This window comes from Shewanella gelidimarina, from assembly GCF_023283945.1.
GTDB classification, from domain to species: domain Bacteria; phylum Pseudomonadota; class Gammaproteobacteria; order Enterobacterales; family Shewanellaceae; genus Shewanella; species Shewanella gelidimarina.
The window spans coordinates 356,413-369,962 of the sequence record NZ_JAKIKW010000001.1 but is presented as its reverse complement, the minus strand read 5'-3'; the positions used below and the strand labels follow the sequence as shown (position 1 = coordinate 369,962).

13 protein-coding genes are annotated in these 13,550 nt (G+C 43.1%); 7 read left to right on the top strand and 6 right to left on the bottom strand.

Going from position 1 to position 13,550, the window contains the following annotated elements; translation table 11 throughout:
* From L2729_RS01605 to L2729_RS01595, 3 genes are all read right to left on the bottom strand, one after another.
* Entirely contained in the window at positions 1-792 is a 792-nt protein-coding gene (locus L2729_RS01605) for an FKBP-type peptidyl-prolyl cis-trans isomerase (RefSeq protein WP_101090380.1), read from the bottom strand.
* An 88-nt stretch (positions 793-880) separates the two neighbouring features.
* A complete protein-coding gene (locus L2729_RS01600) occupies positions 881-1,309 on the bottom strand; it encodes a rhodanese-like domain-containing protein (RefSeq protein ID WP_248986663.1) in 429 nt (142 codons plus the stop codon).
* Positions 1,310-1,380: 71 nt separating this feature from the next.
* Positions 1,381-3,414, bottom strand: a complete 2,034-nt coding sequence (locus tag L2729_RS01595) for a cytochrome c3 family protein (protein ID WP_248986662.1) — start codon at positions 3,412-3,414, stop codon at positions 1,381-1,383.
* 620 nt (positions 3,415-4,034) lie between these two features.
* On the opposite strand from L2729_RS01595, the gene L2729_RS01590 reads away from it, so the two are divergent.
* The 3 genes from L2729_RS01590 to L2729_RS01580 are packed head-to-tail and all read left to right on the top strand — an operon-like array spanning position 4,035 to position 7,123.
* Entirely contained in the window at positions 4,035-6,032 is a 1,998-nt protein-coding gene (locus L2729_RS01590; protein WP_248986661.1) for a heme lyase CcmF/NrfE family subunit, read from the top strand.
* The gene (locus L2729_RS01585; RefSeq protein WP_248986660.1) at positions 6,019-6,507 is read left to right on the top strand and encodes a cytochrome c-type biogenesis protein; all 489 of its coding nucleotides are present in this window, start codon (positions 6,019-6,021) and stop codon (positions 6,505-6,507) included. Before L2729_RS01590 ends, L2729_RS01585 begins: the two co-directional genes overlap by 14 nt.
* Complete coding sequence (locus L2729_RS01580; RefSeq protein ID WP_248986659.1) at positions 6,500-7,123, top strand: TlpA family protein disulfide reductase; 624 nt, start codon at positions 6,500-6,502, stop codon at positions 7,121-7,123. Before L2729_RS01585 ends, L2729_RS01580 begins: the two co-directional genes overlap by 8 nt.
* 177 nt (positions 7,124-7,300) lie before the next feature.
* Here L2729_RS01580 and nhaC read toward each other — a convergent pair whose 3' ends face one another.
* Entirely contained in the window at positions 7,301-8,803 is a 1,503-nt protein-coding gene (gene nhaC, locus L2729_RS01575) for a Na+/H+ antiporter NhaC (RefSeq protein WP_248986658.1), read from the bottom strand.
* A 477-nt stretch (positions 8,804-9,280) separates the two neighbouring features.
* Between nhaC and L2729_RS01570 the strand changes: the two genes are divergently transcribed.
* The 3 genes from L2729_RS01570 (at position 9,281) to L2729_RS01560 (ending at position 10,501) form a co-directional block, all read left to right on the top strand.
* Positions 9,281-9,514 carry a hypothetical protein gene (locus L2729_RS01570; RefSeq protein WP_248986657.1) on the top strand — a complete coding sequence of 78 codons (234 nt, stop codon included), beginning with the start codon at positions 9,281-9,283 and terminating at the stop codon, positions 9,512-9,514.
* Positions 9,515-9,790 (top strand): hypothetical protein, encoded by a 276-nt coding sequence (locus L2729_RS01565; RefSeq protein ID WP_248986656.1) that lies wholly within the window; start codon positions 9,515-9,517, stop codon positions 9,788-9,790.
* A 132-nt stretch (positions 9,791-9,922) separates the two neighbouring features.
* Positions 9,923-10,501, top strand: a complete 579-nt coding sequence (locus L2729_RS01560; RefSeq protein ID WP_248986655.1) for a nucleoside triphosphate pyrophosphohydrolase family protein — start codon at positions 9,923-9,925, stop codon at positions 10,499-10,501.
* Positions 10,502-10,588: 87 nt separating this feature from the next.
* Here the strand turns inward: L2729_RS01560 and L2729_RS01555 are convergent, their stop codons facing one another.
* Positions 10,589-11,659, bottom strand: coding sequence for a hypothetical protein (locus tag L2729_RS01555; protein ID WP_248986654.1), 1,071 nt, complete (start codon positions 11,657-11,659; stop codon positions 10,589-10,591).
* Positions 11,660-11,868: 209 nt separating this feature from the next.
* Between L2729_RS01555 and L2729_RS01550 the strand changes: the two genes are divergently transcribed.
* A complete protein-coding gene (locus L2729_RS01550; protein WP_248986653.1) occupies positions 11,869-12,855 on the top strand; it encodes an alpha/beta hydrolase in 987 nt (328 codons plus the stop codon).
* Positions 12,856-12,862: 7 nt separating this feature from the next.
* On the opposite strand, the gene L2729_RS01545 is transcribed toward L2729_RS01550, so the two are convergent.
* Positions 12,863-13,399 carry a hypothetical protein gene (locus L2729_RS01545; protein WP_248986652.1) on the bottom strand — a complete coding sequence of 179 codons (537 nt, stop codon included), beginning with the start codon at positions 13,397-13,399 and terminating at the stop codon, positions 12,863-12,865.
* Positions 13,400-13,550 lie beyond the last annotated feature (151 nt).

Here is a 13,550-nt window from a genome sequence, read left to right as displayed (position 1 = left end):
CTAGTGCGCTTTGTCCATTCCCATCATGCCACCCATTCCCATGCCGCTAAGTCCCATACCGTGGGAGTTTTCGCCTGGGGCTTCAACTTTGACGAGTTCAACTTCAAACACCAACGTTGAACTTGGCGGAATGATACCGACCTGTTTTTGACCGTAGGCAAGCTCAGATGGAATTGAAAACTTGTAGGTAGAACCTTCTGTCATTAGAGGGATCCCTTCTTGCCAACCCTCAATGACACTCATTAAAGCAAAACGATTAGGTTCATCACGATCATAGGAATTGTCGAATTCAGTACCATCAACCAAGTAGCCTTTATAGTGCACAGTGACCACATCTTCAGGGCCGGGTTTACGTCCTTCACCCTCTGATATCACTTCGTATTGCAAACCCGAATCGGTCACACTGACGCCGGGCAGCTTTTTGTTATTGGCCAGAAAGGTGCTACCGGCAGTTATATTTTGTTGAGCTATTCGTTCTTCAGCCGCCTCTTTAGCACTATTGAGTTGCACTGAACGCTGATTTAAATAGGTGAGGATCTCTTCATCTGAGAATTGTGGATTATTCTTAAGTGCGTCCACTACACCCTCAATAACCAGTTCAACATTAACCTCTGCACCCAACTCTGTTTGAGCGAAAATCTGGCTAGAAAGGTATTTACCGATTGAGGCGCCGATACTATATGACTCTTTCTGTACGTCGCTAGTCAGGTCTGTGTTTGCCATGCTGTTAGCAGAAATAAATAGCGAAAGTCCCGTCACAACAGCTAAAGACGTTTTTACAAATGTTTTCATGTTCATCATCTCTTTTAATAAGGTCGTCATTCATTAAATTGATTACAGCAGTTCCATCTGTGTAGTCATTCATCACTGGATTGATCTACTATGGCTTTTCAGTCACCCGGTTTGATAAGCGCCAGCCATAAATCCCTTCTGGCATTTGTCTAACATCGGTGTAGCCCAACTTCATTGCTGCTCTGGCGGCAATTTCACTCGCATTGCAAAGCCTATTCGCACAATAGAACACCATCTGGGTGTCTTTTTTTACGGGTAGAAGCGTTTTCCAATCTTTAACATTGAAGTAAATAGCACCTGGTATAAATCCCTCAGCCCACAGCTCCAACGTGTTGACATCAAAAAAGTAAACGCCCTCTTTACCCACTAAGCCATCCACTTCCATCATGGTGATGGTATTGAGTTGGTGCTCGTAATGCGGAGCTAAGGCCATCTCTGAGCCGCCACCCGCTATACAGCTTGCCGAACTAACGAGTAAAGTCAGTGTTACTAGCATTTGACCAAGTACTCTTTTCATAATCTTCCCTCTTATATCTCGACACCGTTTATGACTTATTCGGGTGCCGAGATAGTTAACGATTAAGCTGCTTACTTCGCAGCGTAACCTGTTCCGTCAAGGATGTTTTGCGCTTGAGTGACATAAGTCAGCGCTGCATCTAGACGTTTCTGGCTATAACGGAAACCATGTACACCCCAAGAACCATCTTTCTTAATCAGATCAACAGTTTCTTTCGCTTTTTCAGCCAACATAAGGACTTGTGTCTTATCTTCGGTTGATAGCTTGGTGACTTCGAGTAGCTGATCGATTCGCTCGAGTGCTTGCTCAACTTTGGCGTGAACCTCTTTGACGGGAGTCTGCATCTTCATGACTTCGCCATAGATCTCCATCTGGTCTTCATAATGCAGACCGGTTTCAAGCTCTGATTGGAACTGGCTGTGACAACCTTTGTTATCTACCACATCGTGGTCAGAAATTGAGGTACGAGCGCAAGACCACATCAAATCGAGATATGAGCGACCTTCTTCGTTCTTAGCAACCGTCCAACCTTTGCCAGCTTTTGGCCCTTGAGTACGAGGCTCGCCTTCAGGTGGGTTCAAAGTTTTACGTGTTGGGTTAACATCAATTTTCCACATGTGAGACTTACGAACCGCGTCGAAGCCCGCTTGGTCAGGGAACTGCATTGCTTTGAAGTTTTCACAACTACCCATGTTTGGCATATGACAGCTTTGACATGTTTGCTTGCTGTGAGTATCTGTATTTTCAGCAATCAAAGTTTGTGCTTCGTGGCAGTCCTTACAGTCTTTCTTTAGCTTTGGCTTGGTGATACCAGACATCCACGTACCGTCAGTCACTTCATGTGGATCGTGACAAGTAGTACAGCGCATGCCTTTCTCATAATGCGCAGAGCCATACATTTGTGAACCTTCAGTACCACAAGATGGACAAAGAGACTTCATCTTCACACCAAAGGCATACTCACCTTTCTCTTGTGCTTCCGGTGTATCCATAAGTGCAGGGTTGTACTGGAAGCGTTGATGACAACGTTCACAGTTAGACTGCATGCCACCCGTACCACCATCTAAATGACCGCCAGCGCCATGACACTCTTCACAAGCAATACCCTTACTGATGGTATGTTCTTGTAGTTTCTTAGGATCACCTAAGGCATCGAAGAACTCTTGTTGATTTTGGAAATCAAATTTGAAAGAGTGACAAATTTCGCAATATGAACTTGCAGGTTGGAACAACATCTCTTTACGGTATTTAGCACCGTATGAGCTCATGCCTTTCTGATGCGATCCTGAACCACCAAACTCTTCTAACGTTGTTGGGAATTCAGGAATAACAGCATTGATTTTTTTAGCCATGTCATCGGTAAGCCACTCAGCCCACCCACGTGAAAACTGGTTAGCACCAGCAACCATTTTACCGGTACCGTCGCGCAGCAAGCCGCCTTCGATATGGTAAGTACCACGGACTAACCAAGCATCAATGTAACCGTATTTAGTACGAGGTGTACCAATAGTGGCGTAGATCATGTCAGGGGTAATACCGTCAGCTAAGATAGAGGTATCTTTAGTGCCATACATTGGTTTTTTTAGATCGTTATCCACTTCTGGGTGTTCACCAGGAAAACGAACTGATTGGGCATGACGCGAACGCTGCCACTTCTCATATTGAGTTGCATGACACTCAGCGCACTTTTCTGGACCAACAAAATTGTTTGGATAATCCAAAATAGATTTCGCACCTAAACGGTACTGTACAGCACGAGGCTTACCATCAATTGAGCTGTAATCAGGGCTGTGTCCGGTATCTAAATACTCTTCGCCACGATCACTTATGTGGTAATCACCCACTAAGTTACCTGACTCTTGATATTTAAATAGAGGATGATTTTCGAACAAGAAATCGAATAATTCTTCTTCTTGAACAATATAATCTTGTAGCGTTTTCACGCCATTAATACGTTCAGTACCTTTGTAATTGGCAATAGCTTCTTTCGCTGTTTTACCCATTTCAGGTACGCTGTTGTATTTACCACCACTGGCATTAACATTAGCAATGGCACCAAAACAAAACAGCACGCTTAATGCTACCTTGTGCTTCCATCGTCTCATCATTCACTCCTACTTATTATCAGTTTTATTTTTAAATTCTCATCTTATCTTTAACGCATCACATTAGAATTTGGTTTTATCGAAAGAAGAAATAACATCACCGTTTAGTTATTTACCGCAGCCAATATAGGTACCTACATTCAAATGTGTTTTTACAAAACCTAACCGTTCACCGAACGACTTAAACAACTGAGCAACCGCTATTCTCCTGATTAAGCCGAGGAAAAACATGCGCTAGAGCACATAACAAAACGCGTTAGTTGTGAGTAAATGTAAAAATAAAAAACTTCATCCACAACAGCCACATACGATTTACTCACGTTAATTATTTAAGTGTTAAACTCATGATTTTTAGATCTAAAAATAGTTCAAACACGACATTTATATATTAAAAATAATAGCAGGTGGACATTGTCAATTATAGTTTGAACTATCTCTCATTATTCAAATGGATTCTGAATTAGTCTTATAAAAAGAAATATCGATTGGTTTTTAATGCAGCAATAGATTATTAACTCTGGGTAGTTAAAGCACATAACTCAACATATTTCAATATTGTAAAACTAATACATCGCTCTTATATAAATTACTCTGAATTAATTAAAAACATAGGAAAAATCATGATTCCAGAGATAGGCTTAACATTGCTTATAGTATCTTCTACTTTATCGTTTACATTATCATTTATAACGATTGTGGGTATTAAGCTAAACAGTAAATATTTACTCAGCTATACAAAACCATTAACAACACTAATGTGTTTAACGCTGATATCGTCAATACTATCTCTTGCTTATTGCTTCTTAGTTAATGATTTTTCTGTCGCCTACGTTGCTAATAACTCGAATACACAGTTAGCCACCTTATATAAAGTCGCTGCGGTGTGGGGTTCCCATGAAGGCTCAATGTTGTTTTGGGTCGTCGCCATTGCCGTTTGGGCAACTTTCATCATTAATCGTGCCCCTGTCACTGATCAATATTTCCATCAAAAGCTTGTAGCGGTCGCCGCCTTACTTATATTAGGGTTTTGTCTTTTTCTACTGTTTACCTCTAGCCCTTTCACGCGACTATTACCCGGTATCCCAATTGAAGGCAGAGATCTCAACCCCATTCTGCAAGACATAGGGCTGGTAATTCATCCACCACTACTTTTTCTCGGCTACGTTGGGCTAACTATCTGTTTCGCTGCTGCCGTTGCAGCATTGCTATCAGGTGGGTTAAGCCAACAATATGCTCGCTATCTTCAACCATGGGCCATTTTGGCTTGGGTCTTTCTAACCGGAGGTAATGCATTTGGCTCATGGTGGGCCTATAACGAACTTGGCTGGGGTGGTTGGTGGTTTTGGGATCCTGTAGAGAATGCCTCGTTTATTCCGTGGTTAGTTTCAACTGCAATGGTTCACTCCATATTACTCACCGCAAAACGAGGAATATTAGGTTCTTGTAGTATTTTTTTGACCATTATGGCCTTTTCTTTAAGCCTGCTCGGAAGCTTTTTAGTTCGCTCTGGTGTGGTCCAATCGGTGCATGCCTTTGCGTCAGATCCCACCCGTGGCGTATCAATACTGATACTACTCATTGTATTTTCTGGCTCTGCGATGGCATTGTTTGCTCAGCGAACGTCAATAAAGGCGGCACCAATGACATTTTCGTTACTGTCTAAAGAAAGTCTAATTCTATTCGGTAATATGTTACTGGTCATTGCTGCTATTTCGGTGCTACTCGGAACTTGCTACCCCCTCATTTTCGAGGTTATAACCGGACAAACTATCTCGGTAGGAGCCCCCTATTTCAACAGTATTTTTATCCCGATTGCTGCGCTTATATTTTTACTTATGGGCTTGGCACCACTGCAAAACTGGCAGCATTCCGCCAAGATGCGAAAACCTCTAATATTAGCGGCTGTGTGCATGTTAATGGCACTAATTATCACCTTGGTAACTAGAGACACATTTAGTTTTTGGCTTCTACTCGGTTTGTTCTCCTCTCTATGGATTATAAGCGCTACAGGGCTTGCATTAGTTCAGAGAATTGCTTTTAAAGACTATGAGTTAGGCACTGGCAAAGACTCTTCATCATTGCGCTTTTACGCGATGTGTTTTGCTCATCTTGGCGTCGCAATATCAATTCTAGGGGTGACGTTAGTGTCTAACTTTGAGTCCGAAGAGTTACTCCGTATGGGGCCTGGTCAAGGTAAGACTCTGGCTGGCTACAGCTTTATTTATGATGAGACACAAGCCGTTGAACGTAACAGCTACACCGCCATTCAAGCTCAAATAAGAGTACTGGATAACCAAAACCAGTTTGTGACTTACCTCTATCCGCAAAGGCAAACATTTAAAACCAATGGCATGGAGATGTCAGCGGCAGGAATACATAGCGGCTTCTTAGGTGACCTATATATTTCTATGGGGCAAAAACTGACGAATAAGCGTGGGCTCAATGACAATGAGTACCTCATCAGGATCAGTTACAAACCGTTAGTAAGCTGGATATGGTTGGGCGCATTATTCATGATGCTTAGCGGGCTTGTCATTGTCTTTTCGACAAGCAAGAGTGTTGTGCCGATGCCTTCGCTAACACTAAAGTATCGGGAGCACACCAATGAATTGGCATAATGGCACAATGAATGGCGCACTCCGTTTTAAGCAGCTCACACAAAACGTACTCTCTATTGTACTGATTTTATTATTACTGCTGTTTTGTGTCACAGCGACAGCCCAAGATACTCTAGCACCGACACATTATACCCATGAACAAAAAAGGGATATTGGCTTTCAAATTGCCCGCGAATTACGCTGTCCGATGGCGGTGAATCAGAATTTATTTGATTCACAAAGCAAAATAGCCAGTGAGCTTAAAGGACAGATATTTTTAATGTTGGACGAAGGGCAATCTAAAGTAGCCATTATTGATTTTATGGTACTGCGCTACGGCGAGAAGATCCGCTACATGCCAGCACTTAGTAGTCATACTTTTATACTCTGGTTTATACCAATAATTTTGGTTTTACTCGCCATAATAGGCCTATTTTTCTTCGTGCAGCCAACATTGAAGGCTCAAAAACTTACGCAGGACTCTCCCCATGACTAATTTTATAATTCGCCCGCTCTGTAATGCTAAGCAGTTGATAGCGTCTTTCTTAGCTGTCGCAGCACTTAGTTTTACACTAGCTTTTCCAGCACACGCATCACTCCCCACTCAAAAAGTTTACAACACGGGGCAGCCGATAGAAAAGCCGATGATAATGTCACGCTTTATAGAGATGAGTTCAGCAAGAGAAGTCCCTAATGTTAGTTTTGTCGATACCGAAGGCGGCTCCATTAATTTAAAGCAGTTCGACGGCAAAGTGATACTGATGAGTCTATGGGCGACATGGTGTGCTCCCTGCTTAAAGGAGATCCCACAAATGGAAGCCATTAAACAGGCAAATATCAATAACAATTTAGTTGTACTGCCGGTTTCTATTGATGAAGAAAGCGATAAAGTCGCCGCTTTTTTAGCACGTCATGATCTTGGTTACTATCACACATGGCTTGACCCAGAAATGAACATCGATAACGTCATGCCAGCCGACGTTGTGCCAGCAACTTATGTATTTGATGGCTCGGGGAACCTCATCGGTTTCATGCGTGGCTACCTCGACTGGAGTGATAAAGATATTCAACCTTACCTTGAGAAACTCATCACTAAATACGCAGATCGATAATTACATCCCTCGCCATGCTCTAGTGAAAAACCTTTTTATTAGGCAGCTCTTTTGATGATAATCAAAGACAATGGCTAACAGAAAATTAGCCATCGATATTGACTGAATAAGTAGATCAAACAAGGCTGAACGTTAACAAAACACTCGGCCTTTGTATTTAGATTGAGTTAGTATTATTTAGGCAATCGACTCTGCAGTTTCAGGCTCTATACGTTCAATTTTAAAATCATAATGCGCGTAAGCAGCACTGATTAAAGGGCAAACCAAATTAAAGAAAGCATAAGGAAGGTAGGCAATGGTCGCCACTCCTAGCGTGCCAGCCATATATGCACCACAAGTGTTCCAGGGGATCAGTGGACTAGTGATGGTGGCAGAATCTTCAAGTGCACGACTCAAATTGACGGGTGCCAGACCGCGTTTGCTGTATTCCAATTTAAACATACGGCCTGGTAATACAATGGCGATAAACTGATCCGCGGTAATTAAGTTAGCCCCAATACAGCTGACCAGAGTGGTAATAATAAGACTGCCGCTGGATTTTACTCCTCCCAAGACTCCTTGCAAGATCCGTTTAAGCAGCCCAGTAACTTCCATTATGCCGCCGAACGTCATTGCACACAGAATTAACCACACCGTATTAATCATGCTGCTCATCCCGCCGCGACTTAATAAGCTATCTAGCACTTCATCGCCAGTATTGGCGGTATACCCATTAAACATAGCCACCCAAATCCCTTTGACCAAAGCCACGACAGGCAACAGCGTCGCATCATTAGCAAATGCAACCACGCTATCAAACTGGAAGATGGCGGCGCATATTGCCCCCGCAATCGTGCCTATAATCACAGTTGGAAACGCTGGCATCTTTTTGTAAGCTACAAAAAGCACAACCAGCAAGGGTAATAGCAGATGAAAACCTGGATTAAACTGACTTTGAATTAATGATAAGGTCGCTTCAAAATTGCTGCTGTTTGTTGTCGCCTCGCTATTAAAACCAAGTAATAGAAAGCCGATTAGCGCGATAATAATGCTGGGGGTTGTCGTCCAAACCATATGTCGGATATGGGTAAAAATGTCCGTTCCCGCCACTGCCGGTGCTAGGTTAGTGGTATCAGACATTGGCGACATCTTGTCACCAAAGTAGGCGCCACTAATAATAGCACCCGCGGTAATTTCAACGCTCAAACCCATGGCCGAAGCCACGCCGACAAGCGCAATACCCAGCGTGCCAGCCACCGTCCACGAGCTACCGATACTGATCGCCACGACGGCACAAAGTAGGCAGCTGGCCGCATAGAAGTACTCAGGGTTAAGAATTAACATACCGTAATAAATCATTGTCGGCACGGTACCTGCCAATATCCAAGTACCAATTAGAGAACCCACCGTAAAGAGAATCAACAACGCGCCTGTGGCAACGCCAATACTGCGCACTATCCCCTGCTCCATTTCGCTCCAGCTGTAGCCATTTTTCCAGCCAATGACCAGTGCTATACAGGCCGCCATAATGAGTGCGATTTGGTTGGCACCGTAGGAACTATCAGACGAGAAAAGATACACGGCAGTGGTTAGCATCATCACTAGCGCAAAAATAGGGAGCAGGGCATCGAGCAGAGAGGGTAATTTGTGCTGCGTAGACTCGTCATTGAGTGACGAGCTAGAGTCGTTATCTGGGGTCATGAAACATCCTTTTATTATTGTTATATCTTGCTAGGTCTCCGTCTGGTTCGATGAAAGCATCATGTAAAACCGTATAGACAGCCCTGCAAGCCGATCATCCTTACATAATTGCAACATCTGCGTCTACCGATCCAAACCATAGTGGCCATTCATCGTAGCTAACGTGTTCGCCAAAATAGACTAGCTATTCAACTCAGGAGTTCGATAGCTACTTTTTATGCATAAAATAAGAATTTAAAGGCTTTAAATATTTTGAAAGTGACTTTGATATCATTTCAGCAGACGATATCGAAATATTCAAAGCCACTCAACGAAGGCTATGGCGAGTCCAACAAGATAGCGGTGGCAGCAATAACGGTGACTAAACGGCGCAGCCTAACCCTCATTCAGATGATGTAGTAACATTCAGAGTACTTTTATTATTGAAAGTATTGTTTTAAGGTGATGTTCTACCTATAAGTAAGGAAGAGTCTACATATGGAAGTGTTTAGCATTAGTCGTATTACCACTCCTGAAGGTATTTTTAGGATCTCTGGCGAGACCGCAATAAATAAGTCGAGTACCACAGCAGAGCATTCAATTTATATCACTGCATTGGACATTATGAGCACCGATGGTTGGCAAGCTTTGGATGTCAGCGTAGATTCGATGCAAACGCTCATCTGTAGTCTTCATCCCCATATCCTATGCCACCTAAAAGTGGAGGCCTAAATGATGCATAGATCCATACAAAAGCTGATACAAAGTGCTAAACCCGCCAGCCTGTTTATTATTATCATGTTGGTCATGTCGTCATTGACCGCCTGCAGCGTGCAACAAACTCAATCCGTTGCCGAGCCTTTTATCAGTGGTGCGGACAATGCTCGCGAGGCTAGAGAAGAGCGAGAGGCGCACAACATTAATGACCAACAGACAAGCAATAGAGATGTTGAAGTGGGTATTTTAAGTACCATCATGGCATTTTTGTTTTCAGGCAGTGGGGGTTAACCCGTAAATCCAAGCTGCTAACATAACAAAATGCGCTTGAGTACGTTCAGCAGCACTACCAACCTTTCATTTTCAGGTCCATTTCTTTACTATGACGGCAATTTTTTAATATTAGCGCCAAGGGTATTACTTATGAAACTATCTGCTTTAGACCAGCCTCTCTACGATCATCTTTATGGTGATATTCACCAATTCCGTGCCACATTTGATCTACCTATTGAAGATGAATCAACGCTAGATGATAAAGCCGATACGTTGCACACTTCGCTAGCAATTGAAGAGTTAACTGAGCTTGCTGAAGCAGATAGCCGCGTTGAACAAGCCGACGCTATTGTCGACTCAGTCTATGTATTGATGGGACGTCTAGTGCACATAGGCGCTAAAAAAATATCTGACCATGTTGAAATAAGCTATGTGATTGACCTGCTTTTACATGTCGCTAAAAACCGTGAAATCGACTTTATCACTTGTTGGGATGAAGTACATTCAAGCAACATGAGTAAAGTCTGTCGCAATGAGCAAGAACTGACAGAGACTATCGCTTTTTATGCTAAGCAAGGTGTAGAGATCATTGGCAGTACCAAAGGCAATTTCATTATCGCCAAGTGTGCTAAAGACGTTGATATGGGTGGTAAAATTGTCCGCCAAGGCAAGGTATTAAAATCCGTTTACTATCGCCCTGCGGACTTAGATGCACTGGTAAAAAACTAATCTGCTAGCAAAATAGTTTAACGACTAGGTCAGCAGGCTCTCAAACGGCTACCTAGTCGATACTGTGCTAAACAGGTTCGCGCCGCGCTAAACCCCAGCAGCCAAAACCTGTTGATTCTCTAACTGTTTTTTATCACTCTGCTTTACCCGTAACTGTTGCGCTAAGGCTTCGGGATCGCTTACGACCAAGTAGAGCTGTTCAATTTTCTCAGGTAATTGCCCAAGTGCACCAAAGTATGTCTGTGGCTGGCTAAATTGAAGCTTTATATTGGCATTTACACCTCGACCAAAGCACAGTAACTCTTCGGCAGAATCATCATTCTTCAACGCACTGCTCTTGTCCCACGTGCCAACTTCTAGCGCTGTTATCTCGGCAATATTGACCGTTAAAAAGCCCCACATACTATTATTGATCACTAGCTTATCTTGCTGAACATATAATGAGTAATGCTTTGATACGCGATAGTTAGCGGTCACAAACACCACACCATAAGCAATAATACTGGTGACGATGATTGTCGCTAATTCACTCCATAGGCTTAACAACATGAAGCAGGCCGTCGACATCGCCAATGTCCCCAGCAGCATCAATAGCCACATCCAAGTCTTGCCAGATAATAGCTCAATGGCATTATCACTAGAGACATGCTGACGACTAAACCAAGGGATAGCGTAATACCAGCTTGCCGGCTCTGATGCTAATACCAGTGCTAACGAGCGCTTCTTGTCGTCCTCATCTTGATACTTATCAACGATATGAACCCTAGGATCCCCCTTCATCTTGCGGGCTTGCCATAATCCCTTAGCGATACTGACCATTAAGTAGAGTTCTATCAGTAACAACACCGCAATAATCGGGTACCTAAACCACATGATAAATTCGAAATAGCTGGCCACCTCAGCAGGAAAACTCAATCGCGCCATTAAGCCACTAAGACTGAAGATCAGCAGTAGCTTCCACGCTTTTTGCTTACCCGCCTTAATGATCCAAAACCAATATAAAATCGGCAGTAGTACAAAATACACTGCGGCGATAACACCCAGTATGACAATCTCTGTATCATTGCTCAGCGATTCGGGTAAAAGGTTAAACCCCAAAACGTAGCTAGCGATTGCGGTTAGCAAAAAACTCAGCCTTAACTTAATACTGCGACGCATACGGGCTCCTTGTTACAAATCATTAACCTAATAGCCTACAAGTAATGCTCAGGGATTAATAGTGCAATGACCATCCACCAACCGGATTAATTGAAAGCTAATGTTAAGCCTAAGTCACTGTAAAATAGCGAAGGCTCAGCGTATGCTGACTGACCTGATTATCCAACGTATACAAGGTATTTAGTTACCTACTTTCCAGGATGAAACTTATGTCTCGCACTTTAAGCTCTTTTTTCTTTTCGGCATTGTTATTATTACCCTCATGGTTTTCACGATATGTACTCAGTGCCATTGGAGTCATTATTTGCATCACCAGCAGTCACAACGTTATTGCCGCGCAGCAAACTGACGCTAGCCCCTTTAACATTCCTCGCACTCAAACGATTCAGCTCGATGATGCAGATAGGGCCTACGACCTCTTTATTAAATTGCCAAAAGGCTACAACTCAGACGCAAATCAACATCGTCATTACCCAGTGATCTATATTACTGATGCCATGTATGCTTTTCAGATAGTCTCTGGCGCAACTCGTTTTCCGATGAACTCAAACGCAATGCAGCAAGCCATTCTTGTCGGTGTATCGTGGCAAAAAGGGCTTAGGGGCGATAAAAGCCGGATTCGAAATTACACTCCATCCGTTGATCAGACCTGGAAAAAACAGACAGGAGGGGCTGCTCGACATATCGCTTTTCTACAGAAAAAAGTACTGCCTTATATACAACAACACTTTCGGACAGATCCAAGCCAACGTACTTACGTAGGCAACTCTTTAGGTGGTCTATTCGGGGCTTATATACTGCTAGAGCAGCCAGAAATGTTTAGTAATTACGTATTAGGCAGCCCGTCTTTTTGGTGGCATAAACAGATGATTTTAAAGCTTACCCAACAGCGTCAAGAAGCATTAAGCAAGATTAAGGCTAATGTCTTTATTGGCATTGGTGAGCTTGAGCATAATGGTAACGAAGGCTTTTCGAATTTTGATATGGTTGGTCATGCGCAGCAGTTTAAAGCCTTGCTCGACAGGAGTAATAGCCTCATAAATGTGGATCGAAGCAGCAATAAAGTGCCAAACAAGACGATAACCAGCAAGCTGCTTATCATCGGCGACGCCAGCCATGAAACCGCATTTCCCACCAGCGCAATACAGGGCCTCTATTGGCTCTTTAATTTAAAAAATGGTGTGAGCTCTAATTAGGGCGACCTTATACCGCCTCAACATCAAGCGCTTCAATCCGTAAAATGCAGGGGGTTTTTAATGTGATTACATCTTTTTTATGTATAAACTCATGTTCATACCAATGTATGTACAAACGTAATTGCGCGTGGTCACCAAACTCATTAGTGTTATAAAAGTTGCGATAGCAGCGCGTATGCTGCAGATAGCCAGAGTGGTACAGCTTCAGTATGCGTTCGCCAATATGGATCTCTCTAAAGTCGACGCCATGAGCGGAATTGTGCGGAAAATGATAGCGTCCATAATGGTAACTGCCATCGAGAATTTCAATATTTTGCCCTTTGTTCAATAATGAACTTAACTGCAACGCATCCACGCGACTGGTTAGGCATAAGCCACTGATCACTACGCAGCTCAAGACCGCAAAAATCCACCGCACTGCCCCCTGAGGTTTAAATAAACACACCGATAGCCAGATAACTAAAATTAAAATGGCCACCATCAGTAATGCCAACTCGTAATCAGCCCACTGGCTAGCATCGAATGTCGTTACCCAATATGACATAACCTCTCCTCCATACAAACAACTCCCTTTGTTTGTTACGATTACGTCGATGTAGCCAGTTTCATAGGCCTTTATCCTGAAAACGCTTGTGATGCCCCTAATCAGGCCTAAAAAGTTCATCGACTATCGATAAGTATAGACAGGAATAATG